Genomic DNA, 20953 nt, shown 5'->3' on the forward strand with positions numbered 1-20953 from the left:
AATTCACACACCCCCCCCGGCCTCACCCCTCCGGGGGGGGGGGGGGGGGGCCCCGGGGGGGGGGGGGGGGGCGGGGGGGGGGGGGGGGGCCCCGCCCCCCCCCCGCCTCCCGTCCGTCCGCTGCCAGCCCGCCCGCTACGCGACCGCGTCGACCGGCTGCGGCTCGGGCTCGCGCCGCTGCACCCGCTGACCGACGACGGCGGACACGCCGTCCTGCCGCATCGAGACGCCGTACAGCGCGTCGGCGATCTCCATCGTGCGCTTCTGGTGCGTGATGACGATGAGCTGCGAGGACTCGCGGAGCCGCTCGAACACCGTGAGCAGTCGTCCGAGATTCGCGTCGTCGAGCGCCGCCTCGACCTCGTCCATGATGTAGAACGGCGACGGGCGCGCCGTGAAGATCGCCACCAGGAGCGCCACCGCCGCGAGCGACCGCTCCCCGCCCGAGAGCAGGGTGAGGCGGTCGATCTTCTTGCCGGCGGGCTTCACCTGCACGTCGAGCCCCGTCGCGAGCATGTCGTCCGGGTTCGTCAGCGTGATGGACCCCGTCCCGCCCGGGAAGAGGATCGGGAACACCACGTCGAACGCGGCCTTCGTGTCGTTGTACGCCGACTCGAAGATCGTCTGCATCTTCGTGTCGAGCTCCTCGATGATCGTGAGGAGGTCCGTCCGGGTCTTCTGCAGGTCGTCGAGCTGCTCCGCGAGGAACGCGTGCCGCTGCTCGAGCGCCTGGAACTCCTCGAGTGCGAGCGGGTTCACCTTGCCGAGCCGGCCGAGGTCCCGCTCGGCCGCCGCGAGCCGCTGCTCCTGTTCGGCGCGGACGTACGGCACGGTCTCGACGTCGGCGCGGTCCACTCCGTCGGTGGCGTCGAACTCGGGCAGCGCGGGTCCGCCGGGCAGGGTCGACTCGGCCGGCACGAGGTCCGCGTCGTCGACGTCCTCCGCGGGGTCCTCGTCGCCCCGGGCCGCTGCGTCGGCCGCCCGGGCACGCTCGGCCTCGCGGTGCCGGCGGGCGAGCACCCGCGGGTCGACCAGCACGTCGACCGGTACCGGGACGTCGGGACCGTACTCCGCGACGAGCACGGCCTCCCCCAGCCCGAGCTCGCTCTGCGCGCGGTCGAGCACGCCGGACACGTGCAGCTTCTTCTCGTAGATCTCCATCTCGAGCGAGTGCACGCCGTCGGTGATCGTCTGCAGCCGGTCGCGGAGCTCACGCTCCTCGTTCCGGATCACCTGCAGCTCGGTGTTGCGCTTCGTGCGCTCCGACTCCTCGGTCGCGAGCCGGACCCGGGCCTCCGCGAGCGAGCGGTCGACCGCGGCGAGCACACCGGGCAGGTCCGCGAGCACGTCCTCGGCCACCGCGATCTGGGCGCGCCGGACGACCGCCCGGCGCGCTGCCTCCTCGGCAGCAGCGCGCTCGGCCTCGAGCTGCCGCTGCAGCCCCGCCGCCCGGTTCCGCTCCGACCGCGCCCGCTCGCGCACGGTCTCGACCTGGATCCGCTGCTCGATCTGCGCCGCACGCGCGCCCTCGAGCGCCTCCTGCAGCGCGGGCCGCCCGGAGGCGTCGACGACCGGTCGTGGTCCCTCGTCGAAGACCCGCCGGGCCTCCTCGGCCTCGCGCACGGCACGGTCGACGGTCTCGATCGCCCCGTCCGTCTCGGCGAGGGAGGCGCGCAGCCGGTCCACCTCGGCGACGGCGTTCTCGGCCTTCGCCCGCGTGGACGCGCTCGACCGGTCGTACTCGGCCTTCGCCGCGGTGTGCGCGCGGAGCGCCCGGTCGGCCTCCTCGGCACGGCGGCGGGCCTCGTCGACGGCGGTGCGCGCGGCCTGGAGGCCCGTGGCCGCGTCGGCCGCGTCCGTCGCCACCGCGTCACGACGGCCCTGCGCGTCGTCCCGCTCGGCCACGAGCTCGATGCGGGACACGGTGCGGGCACCGCCACCGGTCACGCGGACGGTGCGCACGAGGTCACCGGAGCGCGTCACGACCGTCGCGTGCGGGGCGGCGGCGAGCACGGACTCCAGGTCGACGTCCTCGTCCACCGCGACCAGCGTCGTCCGGAGCACCGCGGTCAGCGCGGCCGGACCCTGCACCACGTCGAGCGCCGGCCGGACACCGGCCGGCAGCGTGCTCGGCAGCCCCGGACCGTCGACGACGGCGTCGGCGACGACGACGTCCACGCGGCCGAGGTCGGCCTCGCGGGCGTGCGCGACCGTGGCGAGGGCGGTGCCCCGGTCGGCGGCGAGCACGGCGTCGGCCAGGCCGTCGAGCGCCGTCGCGACCGGCGCCTCGAACCCGGGCTCGACGGTCAGCGCGTCGGCGAGGCGACCGAGCACGCCGTCGCGCCGGGCGTCGACCACGGCCTGCGAGCCGTCACGGACGTCGATCGACATGCCGAGCGCGGCGACGCGGGCGTCCAGGGCGTCCCGCTCGCGCTCGAGGGCGTGCAGCCGGTCGCGGAGGGCGTCGCGTGCGGTCTGCGTGCGCTCGAGCTCCTGCCGCGCCTCGTCGTGCGCCGTGGCGAGGGCGTCGACGTCGACGCCCTCCGCGGGATCGAGGCCGATCTCCTCGAGTGCCGCCGTGGCACGGGCGGCGCGGTCCTCGGCCTCCGCGAGGGCACGGGCCCGACGGTCGCGGTCGGCGACGACGGACGTGCGACGCGAGCGGGCGACGTCGACGGCGGCGCCGAACCGCTGGGCCTCGAGGTCGTGCCGGGACACACGCGCGGCCTGCGCGGCGATCTCCTCGTCGAGTGCGTCGAGTCGGGCACGGGCGTCCTGCACGGCCGCGGCGGCGGCACCGGAGCCGGCGGTCATCTCGGCAGCGCGCGCCTCGAGCCGCTCCGCCTCGGCGCGGACACCCTCCACCCGCTCCGGGGTGATCGTCGGTCCCTGCTGCGGGGCGTCGGCCTGCTGCGCGAGGAACACGAGCCGCTGGTTGGCCAGGCTCGACAGGCCGCGGAGGCGCTCCTGCACGCTCTCCAGGCGGTGCACCACGGTGCGGGCGCGATCGACGTCGTCCCCGACCATGCTCTGCTCGACCTGCTGCTGTCGGGCGCGCGTCTGGTCGAGGCGTTCCTGCAGGACGACCCGCTCGGACTTCCGACCCGTCTCGACCGCCTGGTGCTCGTGCAGCTCGCGGCGCAGCCGGACCACGTCGTCCGCGAGGATGCGCGCCTTCGCGTCACGCGCGACCGCGGCGACGGACTGTGCCTTGCGCGCGACCTCGGCCTGTCGGCCCAGCGGCTTCAGCTGGCGCCGGATCTCCCCCGCGAGGTCGGACAACCGGGTCAGGTTCGTCTGCATCGCGTCGAGCTTGCGGAGCGTCTTCTCCTTGCGCCGGCGGTGCTTGAGGATCCCGGCGGCCTCCTCGATGAAGCCGCGGCGGTCCTCCGGGGTGGCGTGCAGCACCTTGTCGAGCTGGCCCTGCCCGACGATGACGTGCATCTCGCGCCCGAGCCCGGTGTCGCTCAGGAGCTCCTGCACGTCGAGCAGACGGCAGTTCTCGCCGTTGATGGCGTACTCGCTCCCGCCGTTCCGGAACAGCGTGCGGGAGATCGTCACCTCGGCGTACTCGATCGGCAGGAGCCCGTCGCTGTTGTCGATCGTCAGGAGCACCTGCGCGCGGCCGAGCGGGCCGCGCGTCGAGGTCCCGGCGAAGATGACGTCCTCCATCTTGCCGCCGCGGAGGGTCTTCGCGCCCTGCTCCCCCATGACCCAGGCGAGGGCGTCCACCACGTTGGACTTGCCCGACCCGTTCGGCCCGACGATGCAGGTGACACCCGGCTCGAACGCGAACGTCGTCGGCTGCGCGAAGGACTTGAACCCCTTGATGGTCAGGCTCTTCAAGTGCATGCGGGTCTCCGGAGTCTCTCGCTTCCGGGCAGGCTAACGCCTGCGCAGGCGCGGAGCGGGCTGGCACACGGGGCAGCGGTGGCTCGACCGGTTCATGAAGGCCTCGCGGACGATCGTCGTGCCGCACCGCGGGCACGGCTTCCCCTGCTGCCCGTACACCGCCAGGCGCTGCGAGAAGTACCCGGACTGCCCGTTGACGTTGACGTACTGCGCGTCGAAGCTCGTGCCGCCGTCCTCGAGCGCCCGGCCGAGGACGCTGCGGACCTCGGCGAGGAGCCGGCGCAGGTCGGCGCGGGGCAGGCGCTCCGCGGGCCGGTCGAAGTGCAGTCGCGCCGCCCACAGCGACTCGTCGGCGTAGATGTTGCCGATGCCGCTCACGACGCCCTGGTCGAGCAGGACGCGCTTGATGCCGCTCGACCGCTTCCGTGCCGTCGCGACGAACCGGTCGTCGTCGAACGCGGGGTCGAGCGGGTCGCGGGCGATGTGCGAGACCTGCGTCGGGATGCTCCGCCGCCACGCCGCGTCCGGCTCCCGCTCGTCGACCGCGCCGGCGGCACCGGCCGGGGCACCGTCGATCGTCGGGACCATCGCGTCGATCGCCATCGACCCGAAGGTGCGCTGGTCGACGAACTCGAGTTCGACCGGTTCCTCCGGACGGCCGTCGCGGTCGGGACCGGTCGGCTGCACGTCGATCAGGATGCGGCGGTGCTTCGCGGCCGGGCGACCGCGGCCGAGCAGCACCTGGCCGGACATCCCCAGGTGCGTGACGAGCGCCTCGGGACGGTCGCCGTCGTGTTCGGGCACCAGCGGGAACCACATGAACTTGCCGCGGCGCACGGCCGCGGCGATGGTCCGGCCGGTCAGCCGCTCGGCGAAGTCCTCTGCGGGGCCGTCGTGCCGGGTGAGCGCACGGTCGTCGACGACGTCCACGTGCAGCACGCGCGCACCGCTGACGGCGGGTTCGAGGCCGGCGCGGACCACCTCGACCTCGGGGAGTTCGGGCACGCGGTCAGGCCGCCCGGCCGGACAGGCGCGTCCACGCCTCGAGCGCGGCGGCCATCTCGGCGGTCTTCTTGCTCGAGCCGGAGCCGGTCGCGACGTCCTCACCCTGCAGCACGACGGTGGCGTGGAACGTCTTGTCGTGGTCCGGGCCCTCCTCCGTCACGCGGTAGGCGGGGTTGCCGAGGGTCAGGCTCGCGGCGAGCTCCTGCAGGCTCGTCTTCGGGTCCATCGCCGCACCGAAGCGGGCGGGGTCGACCAGGAGCGGCTCGACGAGGCGCAGCACGAGCGCGGTCGCGTCGTCGGGGCCGGCGGACAGGAACGTCGCGCCGATGACGGCCTCGACCGTGTCGGCGAGGATGGACGCCTTGTCACGGCCGCCCGTCTGCTCCTCGCCCTTGCCGAGGCGCAGGTAGGCACCGAGCCCGATCATCCGGGCGATCTCGGCGAGGGCGACCGTCGAGACGAGGCTCGCGCGCCGCTTGGCGAGCTCGCCCTCGTCGAGGTCGGGGAAGGACCGGAAGAGCTTCACGGTCACGGCCTGGCCGAGGATGGAGTCCCCGAGGAACTCGAGGCGTTCGTTGTGCCCGATCCCACCGTGCTCGTACGCGTACGAGCGGTGCGTCAGGGCGAGCTGGAGCAGCTGGAGGTCGAGGTCGACCCCCAGGATGCCCTGCAGACGAACGACGTCCGACCCCACGGGGCGGGACCCCGCGGCGCCGGACGTCGCTGTCATGTGCGGTGTCCGATCAGACGTCGGCGACCTTGCGGCCCTTGTACTCCATGTACAGGGCGGTGCCGGCCGAGTCCTCGACGACCTTCGCGCGGTGCGGGAGGCTGTAGGTGACCTTGCCGTTCTCGATCGTCTTCACGAGCTGGACCGGCGCGGCCTTCCACTGCGAACGACGGGCGTGCGTGTTGGCACGGGACTGCTTGCGCTTGGGAACGGCCATGGTGGTTCTCTTTCGGTTGGTCGGTGGTCAGGGGCGAGGAGCGTCAGGCCGTGCGGCCGTCGCCCTCGGGGCTCTGGGTGGGGGTGCTGCCGTCGGTGTCGTCGCCGGCACCCTGGAATCCGCTCAGTGCGGCCCAACGGGGGTCCAGGACCTCGTGCACCGGGTGCTCGTCGAGGTCAGCCAGCCGCTCACCCGTGACGGGGTCGAGGCCGGGGCAGTCCGGTCGGCAGACCGGCTGGAACGGCAGCGACAGCACCACCGCATCTCGAACGACCGGTTCGCAGTCCACGTGGTCATCGCGAACGAAGAAGTCGAAATCCTCCGAGACATCGTACGCGAAGAGCTCGGCGAAATCGACCTCGACCGGTTCGCTGATGTCGATGAGGCACCGCGAGCACTCGCCGGTCGCCTCGGCCGACGCGTGACCGGACACCAGGACGCCCTCGTGGAGGCCCTCGAGCTTGACGTCGAGCTGCATCGTGGCGCCCTCGCGCACGGCGATCAGGCCGGCTCCCATCGCGTCCGGCACCGCGACGTCGAGCGAGTGCTCGCGCATCTCGCCCGGACGGTGCGCGAGGTCGCGCACGCGCAGGGCGTAGGGGCTGTTCACGGGGGAAGACACGATCGACGAGTCTACCGCGATCTGCGGCGGACGTCGAGGACGCCCGGGTCGCGGCGTGTCAGCGTGCGAGGTGCTCCGCGAGCGCGTCCGCGACGACGACCGGCACGTACGGGGTCACGTCGCCCCCGAGCGTGGCGACCTGGCGGATGAGCGAGCTCGACACGTGCGCCCGCGAGGCCTCCGGGAGGAGGAACACCGTCTCGACGTCGGCCAGGTGCCGGTTCATGATCGCCATCGGCGTCTCGTACGCCACGTCCTCGCCGGACCGCACGCCCTTCACGAGCACGCCGGCACCGACCTGTCGGCAGTAGTCGACGAGGAGCCCGGAGGTCCACTCCCCGACCCGCACGGTGTCCGGCACGCCGACCTCGGCGAGCGACCGCTCGATGAGCCGCACGCGGTCGGCGGCGGCGAACATCGCCGGCGGCTTCTCCGGGTTGTGCACCACGAGTACGTGCACCTCGTCGAACAAGCGGGCGGCACGACCGATCACGTCGAGGTGCCCGAGGGTCACGGGGTCGAAGGAACCGGGGACGACCGCGATCTGTGCCATGCCGCCGACGATACCGGCGGCCCGTGTCAGTTCTTGCCGAGGAACGCGGCGTCGGACTCGTCCAGACGCCGGGCCAGGGCCTCGCGCAGCGCGGGGTGCCCCCGGAGCTCCGGGTCCGGCTCGAGGACCCGCTCGGCCTCGCCCCGGGCGTCGACGATGAGGTCGGCGTGCTCGACGACGCGCAGCAGGTTGAGGGACGACCGACCGCCGGACTGCCGCTCGCCGAGCACGTCGCCCTCGCGCCGGAGCTCGAGGTCGACCCGGGCGAGCTCGAAGCCGTCGTCGGACGCCGCGACCGCGTCGACGCGCTCGCGCGCGGTCGTCTCGGCCTCGGCCGTGGTGACGAGCAGGCAGACGCCGGCGTACTGCCCGCGGCCGATGCGGCCGCGGAGCTGGTGGAGCTGCGAGACGCCGAAGCGGTCGGCGTCGAGGACCGCCATCATCGACGCGTTCGGCACGTCGACACCGACCTCGATCACCGTCGTCGCCACGAGCACGTCGACGTCGCCGGCCGCGAAGGACGTCATCACGCGGTCCTTCTCGTCCGCGGTCATGCGCCCGTGCAGCACCTCGATCCGCCGGCCCTGCAGGACCGGCATCGTGCGCATCCGCTCGGCCGTCGCGAGTACCGTCGCCGGGGCGCGCTTCGGGGTGTCGTCCTCGGCGGGCTCGGGGCCGCCGTCGTCCTCGGCGTGCGCGTCGTCGATGGCCGGGCAGACGACGAAGGCCTGGCGCCCGGCGGCGAGCTCCTCGGCCATCCGCGTCCAGATCCGCCCCTCCCACCCGGGGTGCTCGGCGAGGCCCACCGCGAAGGTCTCGATGCCCGCGCGTCCGGACGGCAGCCCGGTGATGGTGGAGACGTCGAGGTCGCCGAACACCGTCATCGCCACGGTGCGCGGGATCGGCGTCGCCGTCAGGACGAGCACGTGCGGCGGCGTCGCGCCCTTCGTCCGCAGGGCCTCCCGCTGCTCCACGCCGAAACGGTGCTGCTCGTCGACGACCACGAGTCCGAGCTCGGCGAAGTCGACCCGGTCGCCCAGGAGCGCGTGCGTCCCGACGACGAGCCGGGAGCTGCCGGAGGCGGCCGCGAGCAGGGCACGACGCCGCTCGTCGGTCGACTGCGAGCCGGTGAGGATGACCGGCCGGAGCTCCGCGGCGAGGTCCGGACCGAGGAACTTCACGATCGAGCGGAGGTGCTGCGCCGCCAGGACCTCGGTCGGCGCGATCAGGGCCGACTGGCCGCCGGACTCCGCCACGGTGAGCATCGCGCGGATCGCCACGAGGGTCTTGCCCGAGCCGACCTCGCCCTGGACGAGCCGGTGCATGGGCCACTCGCCCGCCAGGTCGTGCGCGATCTCGGCGCCCACCGCCTGCTGGTCGTCGGTCAGGGTGAACGGCAGCGAGGCGTCGAAGCGCTCGAGGATGCCGCCGCTCGACGCCGTCCGCGGGGTCGCCGCCGTCGCGCGGGCCGCGATCCGCCGCTGCACGAGCGCCGTCTGCAGCACGAACGCCTCGCGGTAGCGCAGGGCGTCCTGCGCCCGCTTGAAGTCGGCGACCTTCTCCGGCCGGTGCAGGAGCTCGAGGGCGCGACGGAACGGCACCAGGCCGAGGCGCGTGCGCGCGGGTGCCGGGACGGGGTCCGGCAGGTCGGGCAGGGTGTCGAGGAGGACCGCCATCGCCTTCGCGATCTGCCACGAGGTGAGCGAGGCCGTCGCCGGGTAGATCGGGATCGGCTGGCGGGACCAGCGGATCGCCTCCTCGTCCTCGGGGTCGGCGGTGGCGCGCGGGTCGTCGGCGTCGAACAGCTCGTAGTCGGGGTGGGCGAGCTGGCGGGCGCCGCGGTAGTCGCCCACCTTGCCGGCGAAGATGCCGCGGGCGCCGGGCACGAGGTCCTTCGTGCGCCAGCCCTGGTTGAAGAACGTCAGGGTGAGCAGGCCCTTCCCGTCGCCGATCTTCGCCTCGAGGATCGAGCCGCGGCGGGCGCGCATCGTGCGCTCGCGGACGTCGATGACCTCGGCGACGATCGTCACGGACTCCCCGATCGCGAGCGAGTCGAGGGCCGTCAGCGCCCCGCGCTCCGCGTACCGGCGCGGGGCGTGCTCGAGGAACTCGCCGACCGTGCGGTACCCGAACGCCTTCTCGATCGCCTTGGCCGTCCGGCCGCCGAGCACGCCGCGCAGCCGCGCGTCGAGGGGTGCGGGCCCGAGGTCCGGAGGTCCGACGGCGTCAGCGGGTCCCGCGGGGTCGGCGGACTCCGTCGGTGCCGCGGCGTCGGAGGTGTCGGAGGTGACCACGCGACCACGGTACCGGGCGCGACCGACGCACCGGGTGCCTCCCGACCGCCCTGTGGACGGCACGCACGCCGCTACGGTGGCTGCATGACCCGCATCATCGCCGGCGCCGCCGGATCCACCGCGCTCCGCGTGCCGAAGTCCGGCACCCGGCCGACGAGCGACCGCGTCCGCGAGGCCCTGTTCTCGTCGCTCGAGGCGCGGGGGCTCGTCGACGACGCGGCGGTCGCCGACCTTTACGCGGGGACGGGCGCGCTCGGGCTCGAGGCGGCGTCGCGCGGTGCGGTCGAGGTCGTGCTCGTCGACCGCGCCGCACCGGCCGTCCAGGCCTGTCGTGCGAACGCGAAGGCGGTGCAGCAGCGGGTCCCGCGGGTCCGGATCGACGTGCAACCGCAGCCCGCGCTCGGGTACCTGCGCAGCACCGTGCGGACCTTCGACCTCGTCTTCGTCGACCCGCCCTACGACGTCGCCGAGGAGGAGATCGCCGACGTGCTCGAGGCACTCGTGCCACGGCTGACGGCGGGGGCCGTCGTCGTCGTCGAGCGCAGCAAGCGGTCGCCGGAGCCGACGTGGCCGACGGGGCTCGCCCCGTTCAGCAAGCGCAGCTACGGGGAGACGGTGGCCTGGGAGGCCGTCACACCGTCCTGAGACGGAGTTCGGCCGGCTGCGGGGCGCGCCTGGTGCGACACGACGCGCGTCGATCGACGCGTGGGACGTCGCGTCACGTGGTACCGCCGGCCGGGAGGCACGGCGCGACTCCGGCGGTCAGCCCGCGGCGCCGTCCCAGTCGGCGTAGGGGTCCCACCCGGTCGTCGGGACCGGCGCACCACCGCGCACCAGGTCCGCGGCGCCGCGGTCGACGACGACCCCGACCCGGCGGAAGCCCCCGGGCAGCGCGACGTCCGACGGGAAGGTCGCGAGCAGGCCGTGGTCCTCGCCCCCGTGGAGGGCGAGGTCGTCGAGCGGTCGGGTCGCGTCGAGCGGTCGGGTCGCGTCGAGCGGTCCGTCCGCGTCGAGTGCGAGCGTCACCCGGCTGGCTCGGGCGAGGCGCCCGGCGTCGATCGCCAGGCCGTCGGAGAGGTCGAGCATCGCGGTCGCCCCCGCGGCGGCCGCGGCCGGACCGTCGGCGATCGGCGGCACCGGACGGCGCTGCCGGGCGACGTCCGGGTCGGTGTCGGCTCCGCTCGCGACCGTCGCCGCCCGCGAGGGCTCGCCCTGCGGGTCGACGCCCTCCCGGAACAGCCGCGCGAGTCCACGCGCCGCCCGGCCCAGCTCGCCGGACACCGCGAGCACGTCGCCGACGCGGGCCCTCGACCGGAGCACGGGCGGCCGCCCACCGAGGTCGCCGAACGCCGTCACCGAGACCGTGAACGTGGCGGAGGTCGACAGGTCGCCGCCCACGACGCCGCAGCCGGGCGACAGGGCCGTCACCGCCTCGCGCACGCCGTCCGCGAAGGACTCGAGCACCGCGACGGGGGTGTCCTGCGGTGCGGCGAGGGCGATCACGAGCCCGGTCGGCACCGCCCCCATCGCGGCGACGTCGGACAGGTTCGTCGCGGCCGCCTTCCACCCGACGTCGGCGGGCGACGACCACGCCCAGCGGAAGTCCGGCCCGTGCACCATCATGTCCGTCGTCACGACGAAGCGGCCGTCCGGAGCGGCGACGACCGCGCAGTCGTCGCCGGGGCCGAGCAGGGGTGTACCGGCGGGCAGGCGCCGGACGATCCGGTCGAGGACCGCCAGCTCACCGGCCGTGCCGACCGTGTCCCCCGCGGTCGGTCCGGTCCAGGCGTCGTACGTCGCGTCCACGGGGCAACGGTAGCCTGGACGTCGATGGACACCGTGCGCCGCCCCCTCCGCTGGACCGCGATCGCGGGCGTCCTCGTCGCCCTCGCCGCCGGGCTGACGGGCTGCTCGAACGCCGTGTCGATGGCCCCGGCTCCGTCGGCCGACGCCGCCCAGTGCGCCGCCGTGCAGGTCCGGCTGCCGGCGGTCGTCGGGAACGACCAGGCGCTGCGGAACACCGACGCGCAGTCGACCGCAGCGTGGGGCGACCCGACCGCGGCGCTGTACCACTGCGGCGTCGCGGTGCCGACGGTGTCCGACCTGCCGTGCTTCAGCAAGGGCGGGGTCGACTGGATCCGCGACGACCGCGGGGCGCAGGTCGTCTACACGACCTTCGGCCGCTCCCCCGCGGTGCAGGTCGTCATCGACACCACGAGGACGACGGACCAGGTCGTCCAGGACCTGTCGGACGTCGTGTCGCTGCTGCCGAAGGACGGGCACGCCTGCCTCGACCCCTCGGACGTGCAGGGCTGAGACGTGCAGGGCTGACGCGTGCAGAGGTGCCGCGTGCAGGGCTGCCGCGCCCGCGACGTCAGCGGACGGCGGTGCGGCCCAGCTCGATGAGCTCCGTGACGAGCTCGCCGTAGGACACCCCGGACGCCGCCCAGCAGCGCGGGTACATCGACAGGGGCGTGAAGCCCGGCATGGTGTTGACCTCGTTGACGACGAACCCGTCCTCGGTGAGGAAGCAGTCGACGCGTGCGAGTCCGGCGCCGCCGATGGCGTCGAACGCGCGGGCGCCGATGGCCCGGATCGCCGCGGTCTCGTCGTCGGTCAGCGGCGCGGGGCACAGCAGCGCCTCGTCCCCGCCGAGGTACTTCGAGGCGAAGTCGTAGAAGCCGTCCTCGGCGACGACGATCTCGCCCGGCAGGCTCGTGCGCGGCACACCGTCGCGGCCCTCGAGCACGGCGACCTCGACCTCGCGCCCGACGACCCGCGGTTCGACGATCACCTTGGCGTCGTGCTCGAACGCCAGGTCCATCGCCGCCGCGAGCTGCGCGGGCTCGTCGACGCGCGAGACGCCCATGCTGGAGCCGGCTCGGGCGGGCTTCACGAACAGCGGCCAGCCGTGCGCCGCGACCGTGTCGGCGACCCCGTCCGGGTCGGCCGTCCACTCGCGCCGCAGGACCGTCGTCCACGGGGCCACCCGGAGCCCGGCGTGCTCGAGCACCGCCTTCGCGGTGTGCTTGTCCATCGCCAGGGCGCTCGCGAGCACGCCGTCGCCGACGTACGGCAGCCCGGCGACCTCGAGGAGCCCCTGGACCGTGCCGTCCTCGCCGAACGGGCCGTGCAGGATCGGGAACACCACGTCCACCGCGATCGTGGCGACCGTGCCGTCCGGGTGGGAGACGACGAGCTCGTTCGTCGCCGGCGACGTCGGGAACGCCACGCGCGTGCCGTTGTCCGGCACGGTGGGCAGCGCGCCGTCACGGAGCGCCCACTGGGCCGGGTCGTCGGACTGCAGCGTGAACGCGCCGTCCTTCGTGATCCCGACCGGCACGACCGTGTACGCCGAGCGGTCGACGACGTCCATGATCCCGCCGGCGGTGACGCAGCTGATCTCGTGCTCGCTGGACCGGCCGCCGAAGAGCACGGCGACGGTCGTGGGCGCGGGGGCGATCGTGGGCATGGGGGTCCCCTTGCTGGTCGGGCCCGGACCGGTCACTCGCCCTGGGGCTCGTCGGTCTCGGTGAGGTGCGGCGCGATGTTGCGCGGATCGAGCCTACCGGCGAGGACCTCGGCCACCTGGCCGACGATGGGCATGTCGACGCCGTTCGCCGCCGCGAGCTCGAGGATCGGGGCGACCGATGCCAGGCCCTCGGCGGTCTGGTCCATCTGCCGCACGACCTCGTCGAACCGGTACCCCTGGCCGAGCAGGCGGCCGGCCGTGTTGTTCCGCGACAGCGGCGACTGGCACGTGGCGATGAGGTCGCCGAGGCCCGCGAGCCCGGACAGCGTCGAGGGCTGCGCACCGAGCGACACGGCGAAGTCGGTCATCTCGGCGAGGCCCCGGGTGATGATCGAGGCCTTCGTGTTCTCGCCGTAGCCGACGCCGTCGACGATGCCGATCGCGACGGCGATCAGGTTCTTGAGCACCCCGCCGAACTCGGTGCCGATGACGTCCGTGTTGGTGAACGAGCGGAAGTACGGGTTCGTGGCGACCGCGGCCACCGCGGTGGCGGTGTCGATCGACGTGGACGAGACCACGGCGGCGGTCGGCTGCCGCCGCGCGATCTCGAGCGCCAGGTTCGGGCCGCTCGCGACGGCGATGCGGTCGCGGTCGATCCCGAGCCCCTCGTGGAGCACCTCGCTCATCCGGAGGCCCGTGGCCTTCTCGACGCCCTTCATCAGGCTGACGACCGGCACGTCGTCGCCGAGCAGCGGCGCGATCGCGTCGAGGTTCGACCGCAGCGACTGCGACGGCACGGACACGTAGACCTGCTGCGCGTCGGCGAGGACCTGCTCGAGGGAGGTCGACGCGGTGAGCGTGCGTGGGAGGTTGATGCCGGGCAGGTACCCGGAGTTGCGCTTCGTCTCGGTGATCTCGCGGGCGACCTCGGGACGCCGGGCCCAGAGCACCGTCGTCGCCCCGCCCTCGGCGAGCACCTTCGCGAAGGTGGTCCCCCAGCTGCCGGCACCGATCACGGCGACCCGCGGCTTGTCGGTGGACTGCATCACCACGCGGATGGCGGCGGTGTCGACCGCACCGCGCGCGGCGACGGCGGGGTCCGGGTGGTCCTCGTGCGGGCGGAGGCCCGGGCGGTGGTCACTCAAACTTGCCGGTCTCCTTCTGGTTGTTCGCCGCCGGGTCCCAGCGCTTCGCGGGCGCCTGCTCGCCGCGGAGCTCCTCGAGCAGCTCGGTGATGCGCTGCATGACGACCTCGGTGGCCTCGACGAGCGTCTTCTGGTCGAGCGGACGACCGCGGTACGCCGACAGGTCGACCGGGTCGCCGACGATCACGTCGACGCGCGACGGCGGGAAGAGCCGGAGCTTCTTGGCGTACCGCGGCATGATCCGCTGCGTGCCCCAGTGGGCCATCGGGATGATCGGCACGTCGTTCTCGAGCGCGATCCGCACCGCGCCGGTCTTGCCGCGCATCGGCCACAGGTCGGGGTCGCGGGTGAGCGTGCCCTCGGGGTAGACGATGATCGCCCCGCCCTGCTCGATGACGGACCTCCCGCCGCCGAGCGGGTCGTTCAGGCGCGTGCGGCCGGAGCGCTCGACCGGGATCTGCCCCATGCCGGACATGAGCTTGCCGACCACCGGCACCCGGAAGATCGACGCCTTCGCGAGGAACCGCGGCGCGCGACGGGACAGCCACACGGCCGTGCCCACCACGAGCGGGTCGATGTTCGTGAAGTGGTTCGGGGCGAGCACGAAGGCGCCGTCCTCGGGCAGTCGCTTCGGCCCGTGCCAGTGGTACCGCGCCGAGAACCGGAAGATCGGGATGACCACGGACGCGGTGATGCGGAACGCCGTGTTCAGCTCACCGCGGCGCCACCGGCGCCCCGGGACCGGGAGGCCCGTGGTGACGTCCGTCGCGGACGTGCGCCGTGCCTCCAGGCCGTCCCCTGCTCCGTCTGCCGGACCGCGACCGGTCGCGTCAGCCGCCACCGGGCTAGCCCGCGAAGTCGAAGTCGGCGCCGAGCTTCCGCAGCTTCGGGATGAAGTGCTCGTACCCGCGGCTGATGATGCCGACGTTCGTGATGTGCGACTCGCCCTCGGCGGTCAGGGCCGCGATGAGGTGGCTGAAGCCGCCGCGCAGGTCGGGGACGCGCACGTTCGCGGCGTGCAGCGTCGTCGGGCCGGTGATGACGGCGGCCTGCTCGAAGGGGCGACGGGCGACCCGGCGGTCGTGCCCGGGCAGGCCCTCCTTGTGCACGACGATGTCGGCACCCATCTCGTTCAGCGCGTCGGTGAAGCCGAAGCGGTTCTCGTAGACGGTCTCGTGCACGACGCTCGTGCCCTCGGCCTGGGTCAGCGCGACGACGAGCGGCTGCTGCCAGTCCGTCATGAAGCCGGGGTGGACGTCGGTCTCGACGACGACCGGGCGCAGGACCTCGCGCTCGCGGTAGAAGCGGATGCCGTCCTCCTGGATGTCGAACCCACCGCCGACCTTGCGGAAGACGTTGAGGAACGTCATGAGGTCCTGCTGGTCGGCGCCCTCGACGAAGATGTCGCCGTTCGTGGCGAGCGCGGCGGAGGCCCAGCTCGCCGCCTCGTTGCGGTCGTTGATCGCGCGGTGGGTGTACCCGCGGAGCGACTCGACGCCCTCGATGAAGATCGTGCGGCTCGGCTCGACCGTGACGATCGCGCCCATCTTCTGCAGGATCGCGATGAGGTCCATGATCTCGGGCTCGATCGCGGCGTTGCGGAGCTCGGTGACGCCCTCGGCGAGGACCGACGACAGCAGGACCTGCTCGGTCGCGCCGACGCTCGGGTACGGCAGCTCGATCTTCGCGCCCTTGAGGCCGTCCGGGGCCGTCAGGTGGATGCCGTTGACCTGCTTGTCGACGACGGCACCCATCGCGCGGAGCGCGTCGAGGTGGAAGTCGATCGGGCGGTCGCCGATGCGGCAGCCGCCGAGGTCGGGGATGAACGCCTCGCCGAGCTTGTGCAGCAGCGGGCCGCAGAACAGGATCGGGATGCGGCTCGAACCGGCGTGGGCGTCGATCTCGGCGAAGTGCGCCGACTCGACGTTCGACGGGTCGAGGATGAGCTCGCCTCGTGCAGGGTCGGTGATGCGCACACCGTGCACCTCGAGCAGGCCGCGGACGACCTTGACGTCGGAGATGTCCGGCACGTCCTTGAGGATCGACGGGGTGTCACCGAGCAGCGACGCGACCATGGCCTTGGTCGCGAGGTTCTTCGCGCCGCGGACCTCGATGCGTCCCACGAGCGGCTTGCCGCCCCGGATGACGATCTCGTCCGACTTCAGGCCCACGCGGGCCCCTGCTGCTGCTGCGTCCTGTACGAGGGAGTTCACTACTTCACCGGCAATGTCTTCGGCCGCCATCGGGAGCGGCGGGATTCGAACTCCGTGATCGAGGTCTCGTCACGGAGGGTGAGCCCGATGTCGTCGAGCCCTTCCATCAACCGCCAACGAGTGTAGGCGTCGATCTCGAAGGGCACGTCCACCGCGCCGAGCGACACGCGCTGCGTGACCAGGTCGACGGTCGCCTCGATGCCCGGGTTCGCCGCGATCTCGGCCCACAGCCGCTCGACTTCCGGTTCGGTCACGATCGCCGTGACCAGGCCCTGCTTGCCCGCGTTGCCCTTGAAGATGTCCGCGAAACGGGGTGAGACCACGACCTGGAAGCCGAAGTCACGGAGCGCCCAGACCGCGTGCTCGCGGCTCGACCCGGTGCCGAAGTCCGGTCCGGCGACGAGCACGCGGGCACCCTGGTAGCGCTCCTGGTTGAGCACGAACTCCGGGTCCTGGCGCCAGCCGGCGAACAGCGCGTCCTCGAAGCCGGTCTTCGTCACGCGCTTGAGGTAGACCGCCGGGATGATCTGGTCGGTGTCGACGTTCGAGCGCTGCAGGGGCGCGGCGATCCCGGTGACGGTGGTGGTCTTGTCCATCAGACGGCTCCTTCGAGGACGGTGTTCGACTCGGCGTGCTCCAGGTCCCACGGGCTCGAGAGCGTGCCCCGGACGGCGGTGGCGGCGGCGACGAGCGGGGACACGAGGTGCGTCCGCCCGCCCTTGCCCTGCCGGCCCTCGAAGTTGCGGTTCGACGTGCTCGCGCAGCGCTCCCCCGGCGCGAGCTGGTCGGGGTTCATGCCGAGGCACATCGAGCAGCCCGCGAAGCGCCACTCCGCCCCGAAGTCGGTGAAGACCTTGTCGAGCCCCTCGGCCTCGGCCTCGAGCCGCACCCGGGCGGACCCCGGCACGACCATCACGCGCACGCCCGGTGCCTTCTCGCGGCCCCGGATGACCGATGCGAAGGCGCGGAGGTCCTCGATGCGCGAGTTCGTGCACGAGCCCATGAACACCGCGTCGACCGCGATGTCCTTCATCGGCGTGCCCGCCTGCAGGTCCATGTACTCGAGCGCCCGCTGCGCCGCGGCCCGGTCGTTCGGGTCGTCGTAGCCCGCGGGGTCCGGGACGCTCTCGGACAGGGACACGCCCTGGCCCGGGTTCGTGCCCCAGGTGACGAAGGGCTCGAGCGCGTCGGCGTCGATGAACACCTCGGCGTCGAAGACGGCGTCGTCGTCGGTGGCGAGGGTGTCCCAGTACGCGACGGCGTCGTCCCAGTCCTGCCCCGTCGGTGCGTGGTCGCGGCCCTGGACGTAGTCGTAGGTCGTCTGGTCGGGCGCGACCATGCCGGCGCGCGCCCCGGCCTCGATCGACATGTTGCAGATCGTCATGCGGCCCTCCATCGAGAGCGCACGGATGGCCGACCCGCGGTACTCGAGCACGTAGCCCTGGCCGCCGCCGGTGCCGATCTCCGCGATCACGGCGAGGATGATGTCCTTCGCCGTGACGCCGGGGCGCAGCGTGCCCTCGACCGTGATCGCCATCGTCTTGAAGGGCTTCAGCGGCAGGGTCTGCGTGGCGAGGACGTGCTCGACCTCGGACGTGCCGATGCCGAACGCCATCGCACCGAACGCGCCGTGGGTGGAGGTGTGCGAGTCGCCGCACACCACCGTGATGCCGGGCATCGTCAGGCCGAGCTGCGGCCCGACCACGTGCACGATCCCCTGCTCCTCGTCGCCCAGCGAGTGCAGGCGCACGCCGAACTCCGCGCAGTTGCGGCGCAGGGTCTCGATCTGGGTGCGGCTCGTCGGGTCGGCGATCGGCCGGTCGATCGCGAGCGTCGGGGTGTTGTGGTCCTCGGTCGCGATCGTCAGGTCGAGGCGGCGCACGGGACGGCCGGCCTGGCGCAGGCCGTCGAACGCCTGCGGGCTCGTGACCTCGTGCACGAGGTGGAGGTCGATGTAGAGGAGGTCCGGGTTCCCGTCCTCGCCCTTGACCACGACGTGGTCGTCCCACACCTTCTCGGCGAGCGTCTTTCCCATCGGCCCGGCCCTTCCTCGTTGACGTCGGCACGCCGCGGGTGCGTCGTGGTCCGGCGAGTCTAGCAGGATGGTATACCAACGCGCGTCGGGCGGTCGGACGCCCCCGGGAGCCGGACGGGAGGCGCGGCGCACGGCCGCCACGCGCCTCCCGTCCGGCCGTGACCTCGCCCGGTGCACCGGGTCCGCGTCGACGACACCCGTCGCGGTGGGAGGATGGGAGCGACATGACGACACCTGCGCACTCGACCCGGACCACCAACCTCGAGGGCGCAGCCCGCGCCGCGATCGCCGGCGGCGTCCCGCTCGCGCTGCTCGTCGCACTCGGGATGCCCGGGTACGCGGCCTTCGCGATGTTCGCCGGGTTCACCGCGATCTTCGGCGCGACCGAGCCGTACCGGCAGCGGATGGTGACCACGGGGATCGCGGCCGCGCTCCAGGGCGCGTGCATGGCGGCGGGGCTCGCGGTGTCGCTGTCCGGTGCGCCGCTGTGGCTGCAGGGCACCGGGCTCGTGGTGGTCCTCGTCGTCGCGGTCTGCACGCTCAGCGCGCTGCAGACCATCCCCGCGCAGCCGATCTTCCCCGTGTTCGCGTTCTGCGTGTCGGCGCTCGTGCCCGTCCGTCCCGCCGACCTGCCGCTCGTCGCGACGATCATCGTCGCCTCGCTCGCCTGGGCCTGGCTCGTCGCGATGTCCGGCGGGCTGATCCGGCTCGTGCTGCACCCGCGGGCTCCCCATGTCTTCCGTCCGATCGCCCAGCGCAAGCACCGGTCGCTCGCCGTCCTCCGCACGGCCGCCGTGTGGGAGACCGTCGGGCTCAACGTCGTCGGCGCCCTCGTCGCCGGTGCGGTCGCCGAGACCGTCCCCGGACTCGGGCACCCGTACTGGGCCGTCATCGCGGTCGTGTCGACGCTGCCCGCGATCCGGCAGCGCCACACCGTCGTCCGCGCGGTGCAGCGCTTCGTCGGCACCATCGGCGGCACGGTCGTCGCGGTGGGGATCCTGCTGCTCGAGCCCTCGGCGTGGTGGATCGTCGTCATCGCGGTGGTCGGGCAGTTCTTCGCGGAGATCTTCGTCGCGCGGCACTACGCCGTGACGCTGCTGTTCCTCACGCCGCTCGCGCTCGCCGTGTCGTGGCTGAGCCTGCCGGAGGCGCCGGAGCTCCTCGCGCTCGACCGGATCGCGCAGACGACGCTCGGGGCCGTGGTGAGCGTCGGGCTGCTCGTGCTGGGGCGGGCCATCGAGCGTCGGCGGGGTCGCGCGCTCGGCGCGACGAGCGCGATCCGGACGGTCTGACCCGCGGCACGTCGGGCTCGCGGAACGCAACGTCGGCGGTTCCTCGCAGCGTGATGTCGCTGCGGGGAGTCGCCCACGTTGCGTCGTGCGGAGGCGTCAGGCGCCGGGCGTGACGTTCCAGGAGTCGATGACGGGGCGCCCGTGCTCGTACCCGAGCGAGCTGACCGTCGCGGTCCCGAGCTTCAGCACGGCACCGTCCTGCGGCGCGAGCCGGATCCAGGCGGCGCCGAGCGCGCGGAGGACGTGACCGTGCGCGACGACGATCGCGTCGTCGCCCTCGGCGAGCACCGGCCGCACGCGGTTCAGCACGCGCTCGACGCGGACGCGGACCTCGGCCGCGTTCTCACCGGGGGTGTCCCCCGCGGGCACGCCGTCGGTCCAGAGGTCCCACGGCCCGTGCCGCTTGACCTTGATCTGCGGGGTGGTCAGGCCCTCGTACGCGCCGTAGTCCCACTCGTACAGGTCCTCGTCGAGCTCCGGGTCGACGCCGACGAGCTCGGCGGTGTCGCGGGCACGCTGGAGCGGGCTGGACAGCGCGAGCGCGAACGTCCGGTCGGCGAGGTACCGGCCGGCGCGCTCCGCCTGCTCGATGCCGTGCTCGGTGAGCGGGATGTCGGTGCGGCCGGTGTGCTGACCGCTCTTCGACCACTCCGTCTCTCCGTGGCGGACGAGGACGAGTTCGCCGGGGCGTTCCGAGGTCATGTGTTCCTTCCGGTGTACAGGCCGAGCGCGGCTGCGCCGACCGAGACGACGAGCATCCCGAGGCCGTTCAGCACGGCGGGTCCGGGCCTGGCGGACCGGAACAGCTGGACGGTCTCGACACTCGCCGTCGAGAACGTCGTGTACCCGCCCATCATGCCCGTCCCGAGCACGGCGACCGTCGAGGGATCGAGTGCACCGGTCTCCCCGAGCCCGGTGACGAAGCCGAGGACGAGCGACCCGGTCACGTTGATGACCAACGTGCCGAGGGGGAACCGGCTCACCCGTGCCTTGACGATGCCGTCGAGCCAGAGGCGGAGCGCGGCACCCACACCGCCGCCGACGGAGACCAGGAGGAGTTCGAGCGGACTCACCGGCCCTGCCCCGCTCCGGAGCGGCGGGCGCGCCGTGTGCCGGCGATCCACGCTCCCGCCGCCGCGGCGACGAGACCGAGCACGACCGAGAGCAGTGCGTACCCGGCACCGGCACCCCAGCGGCCCGCGTCGAGCAGCCGGGCGGTGTCGTCGGCGAGCGTCGAGTACGTCGTGAAGCCGCCGAGCACCCCGGTGCCGACGAACAGCCGGACGCTCCGGCGACGCCCCTCGTCCGGACCGCGCTGCGCGAGCGACTCGAGCAGCAGTCCCAGGCAGAAGGCGCCGACGACGTTGATCGCGAGGATCGTCCAGCTGATGCCGTCGCCCGCGGGCAGCGCGGCGGCGAGCGCGGCTCGGACGCCGGTGCCGATCGCGCCGCCGACGGCGACCAGCCCGAGGGACCGCCAGCGCAGGTGCGGCGGTCGTGTTCCCGTCCCGAGCGCCACCGCG

At 73.4% G+C, this 20953-nt stretch carries 20 protein-coding genes; 3 read left to right on the forward strand and 17 right to left on the reverse strand.

From position 1 onward, the window contains the following. Window positions 1-135 precede the first annotated feature (135 nt). The 7 genes from AB0N84_RS14095 to AB0N84_RS14125 are packed head-to-tail and all read right to left on the reverse strand — an operon-like array spanning window position 136 to window position 9150. Entirely contained in the window at window positions 136-3852 is a 3717-nt protein-coding gene (locus AB0N84_RS14095; RefSeq protein WP_363547381.1) for an AAA family ATPase, read from the reverse strand. A gap of 33 nt (window positions 3853-3885) precedes the next feature. Then, complete coding sequence (mutM, locus tag AB0N84_RS14100) at window positions 3886-4857, reverse strand: bifunctional DNA-formamidopyrimidine glycosylase/DNA-(apurinic or apyrimidinic site) lyase (protein ID WP_363547383.1); 972 nt, start codon at window positions 4855-4857, stop codon at window positions 3886-3888. A 4-nt stretch (window positions 4858-4861) separates the two neighbouring features. Further along, window positions 4862-5587, reverse strand: a complete 726-nt coding sequence (rnc, locus tag AB0N84_RS14105) for a ribonuclease III (RefSeq protein WP_069710667.1) — start codon at window positions 5585-5587, stop codon at window positions 4862-4864. Window positions 5588-5600: 13 nt separating this feature from the next. Then, entirely contained in the window at window positions 5601-5804 is a 204-nt protein-coding gene (gene rpmF / locus AB0N84_RS14110; RefSeq protein ID WP_058728177.1) for a 50S ribosomal protein L32, read from the reverse strand. A 43-nt stretch (window positions 5805-5847) separates the two neighbouring features. Then, window positions 5848-6426: a DUF177 domain-containing protein gene (locus AB0N84_RS14115; RefSeq protein WP_317614850.1), complete on the reverse strand. Its 579-nt coding sequence runs from the start codon at window positions 6424-6426 to the stop codon at window positions 5848-5850. Between the two features lie 58 nt (window positions 6427-6484). Next, window positions 6485-6979 (reverse strand): pantetheine-phosphate adenylyltransferase, encoded by a 495-nt coding sequence (coaD, locus tag AB0N84_RS14120; RefSeq protein WP_069710665.1) that lies wholly within the window; start codon window positions 6977-6979, stop codon window positions 6485-6487. Between the two features lie 26 nt (window positions 6980-7005). Beyond that, window positions 7006-9150, reverse strand: a complete 2145-nt coding sequence (locus tag AB0N84_RS14125) for an ATP-dependent DNA helicase RecG (protein ID WP_363547455.1) — start codon at window positions 9148-9150, stop codon at window positions 7006-7008. Window positions 9151-9357: 207 nt separating this feature from the next. Here AB0N84_RS14125 and AB0N84_RS14130 point away from each other — a divergent pair, with 207 nt between their 5' ends. Next, window positions 9358-9918 carry an RsmD family RNA methyltransferase gene (locus AB0N84_RS14130; RefSeq protein WP_182047919.1) on the forward strand — a complete coding sequence of 187 codons (561 nt, stop codon included), beginning with the start codon at window positions 9358-9360 and terminating at the stop codon, window positions 9916-9918. Window positions 9919-10035: 117 nt separating this feature from the next. On the opposite strand, the gene thiL is transcribed toward AB0N84_RS14130, so the two are convergent. Next, on the reverse strand, window positions 10036-11079 hold the full coding sequence (gene thiL / locus AB0N84_RS14135) for a thiamine-phosphate kinase (RefSeq protein ID WP_363547389.1): 1044 nt from the start codon (window positions 11077-11079) through the stop codon (window positions 10036-10038). Window positions 11080-11103: 24 nt separating this feature from the next. Here thiL and AB0N84_RS14140 point away from each other — a divergent pair, with 24 nt between their 5' ends. Further along, window positions 11104-11589: a DUF3515 family protein gene (locus AB0N84_RS14140; RefSeq protein ID WP_182047921.1), complete on the forward strand. Its 486-nt coding sequence runs from the start codon at window positions 11104-11106 to the stop codon at window positions 11587-11589. A 58-nt stretch (window positions 11590-11647) separates the two neighbouring features. On the opposite strand, the gene AB0N84_RS14145 is transcribed toward AB0N84_RS14140, so the two are convergent. The 6 genes from AB0N84_RS14145 to leuC form a co-directional block, all read right to left on the reverse strand. Then, window positions 11648-12745, reverse strand: a complete 1098-nt coding sequence (locus AB0N84_RS14145; protein ID WP_363547392.1) for a D-alanine--D-alanine ligase family protein — start codon at window positions 12743-12745, stop codon at window positions 11648-11650. Window positions 12746-12777: 32 nt separating this feature from the next. Then, window positions 12778-13791 (reverse strand): NAD(P)H-dependent glycerol-3-phosphate dehydrogenase, encoded by a 1014-nt coding sequence (locus AB0N84_RS14150; RefSeq protein WP_069711316.1) that lies wholly within the window; start codon window positions 13789-13791, stop codon window positions 12778-12780. A gap of 91 nt (window positions 13792-13882) precedes the next feature. After that, on the reverse strand, window positions 13883-14731 hold the full coding sequence (locus AB0N84_RS14155) for a lysophospholipid acyltransferase family protein (RefSeq protein ID WP_363547395.1): 849 nt from the start codon (window positions 14729-14731) through the stop codon (window positions 13883-13885). A 4-nt stretch (window positions 14732-14735) separates the two neighbouring features. Further along, window positions 14736-16103 carry a UDP-N-acetylglucosamine 1-carboxyvinyltransferase gene (murA, locus tag AB0N84_RS14160; protein WP_182047923.1) on the reverse strand — a complete coding sequence of 456 codons (1368 nt, stop codon included), beginning with the start codon at window positions 16101-16103 and terminating at the stop codon, window positions 14736-14738. Beyond that, a complete protein-coding gene (gene leuD / locus AB0N84_RS14165) occupies window positions 16103-16699 on the reverse strand; it encodes a 3-isopropylmalate dehydratase small subunit (protein WP_069710660.1) in 597 nt (198 codons plus the stop codon). Before leuD ends, murA begins: the two co-directional genes overlap by 1 nt. Beyond that, on the reverse strand, window positions 16699-18138 hold the full coding sequence (gene leuC / locus AB0N84_RS14170; protein ID WP_182047924.1) for a 3-isopropylmalate dehydratase large subunit: 1440 nt from the start codon (window positions 18136-18138) through the stop codon (window positions 16699-16701). The genes leuD and leuC overlap by 1 nt, the downstream gene beginning before the upstream one ends. A gap of 224 nt (window positions 18139-18362) precedes the next feature. Between leuC and AB0N84_RS14175 the strand changes: the two genes are divergently transcribed. Further along, entirely contained in the window at window positions 18363-19430 is a 1068-nt protein-coding gene (locus AB0N84_RS14175; protein ID WP_363547398.1) for an FUSC family protein, read from the forward strand. Window positions 19431-19526: 96 nt separating this feature from the next. On the opposite strand, the gene AB0N84_RS14180 is transcribed toward AB0N84_RS14175, so the two are convergent. The 3 genes from AB0N84_RS14180 to AB0N84_RS14190 are packed head-to-tail and all read right to left on the reverse strand — an operon-like array spanning window position 19527 to window position 20949. Further along, complete coding sequence (locus tag AB0N84_RS14180) at window positions 19527-20132, reverse strand: histidine phosphatase family protein (protein WP_182047926.1); 606 nt, start codon at window positions 20130-20132, stop codon at window positions 19527-19529. Continuing rightward, entirely contained in the window at window positions 20129-20503 is a 375-nt protein-coding gene (crcB, locus tag AB0N84_RS14185) for a fluoride efflux transporter CrcB (protein WP_363547402.1), read from the reverse strand. Before crcB ends, AB0N84_RS14180 begins: the two co-directional genes overlap by 4 nt. After that, complete coding sequence (locus AB0N84_RS14190; RefSeq protein ID WP_363547405.1) at window positions 20500-20949, reverse strand: CrcB family protein; 450 nt, start codon at window positions 20947-20949, stop codon at window positions 20500-20502. Before AB0N84_RS14190 ends, crcB begins: the two co-directional genes overlap by 4 nt. Window positions 20950-20953 lie beyond the last annotated feature (4 nt).

This window comes from Curtobacterium sp. NPDC089185 (assembly GCF_040685235.1).
In the GTDB taxonomy this organism is placed as follows: Bacteria; Actinomycetota; Actinomycetes; order Actinomycetales; family Microbacteriaceae; genus Curtobacterium; species Curtobacterium citri.

Excerpts from the sequence above, each read along its gene's own strand:
- rnc (WP_069710667.1), bottom strand. The coding sequence starts at position 5,587 with ATGACAGCGACGTCCGGCGCCGCGGGGTCCCGCCCCGTGGGGTCGGAC.
- coaD (WP_069710665.1), bottom strand. The coding sequence starts at position 6,979 with ATGGCACAGATCGCGGTCGTCCCCGGTTCCTTCGACCCCGTGACCCTC.
- leuD (WP_069710660.1), bottom strand. The coding sequence starts at position 16,699 with ATGGACAAGACCACCACCGTCACCGGGATCGCCGCGCCCCTGCAGCGC.
- AB0N84_RS14130 (WP_182047919.1), top strand. The coding sequence starts at position 9,358 with ATGACCCGCATCATCGCCGGCGCCGCCGGATCCACCGCGCTCCGCGTG.
- AB0N84_RS14150 (WP_069711316.1), bottom strand. The coding sequence starts at position 13,791 with ATGCAGTCCACCGACAAGCCGCGGGTCGCCGTGATCGGTGCCGGCAGC.
- AB0N84_RS14175 (WP_363547398.1), top strand. The coding sequence starts at position 18,363 with ATGACGACACCTGCGCACTCGACCCGGACCACCAACCTCGAGGGCGCA.
- AB0N84_RS14180 (WP_182047926.1), bottom strand. The coding sequence starts at position 20,132 with ATGACCTCGGAACGCCCCGGCGAACTCGTCCTCGTCCGCCACGGAGAG.
- AB0N84_RS14095 (WP_363547381.1), bottom strand. The coding sequence starts at position 3,852 with ATGCACTTGAAGAGCCTGACCATCAAGGGGTTCAAGTCCTTCGCGCAG.
- rpmF (WP_058728177.1), bottom strand. The coding sequence starts at position 5,804 with ATGGCCGTTCCCAAGCGCAAGCAGTCCCGTGCCAACACGCACGCCCGT.
- leuC (WP_182047924.1), bottom strand. The coding sequence starts at position 18,138 with ATGGGAAAGACGCTCGCCGAGAAGGTGTGGGACGACCACGTCGTGGTC.
- AB0N84_RS14140 (WP_182047921.1), top strand. The coding sequence starts at position 11,104 with ATGGACACCGTGCGCCGCCCCCTCCGCTGGACCGCGATCGCGGGCGTC.
- AB0N84_RS14145 (WP_363547392.1), bottom strand. The coding sequence starts at position 12,745 with ATGCCCACGATCGCCCCCGCGCCCACGACCGTCGCCGTGCTCTTCGGC.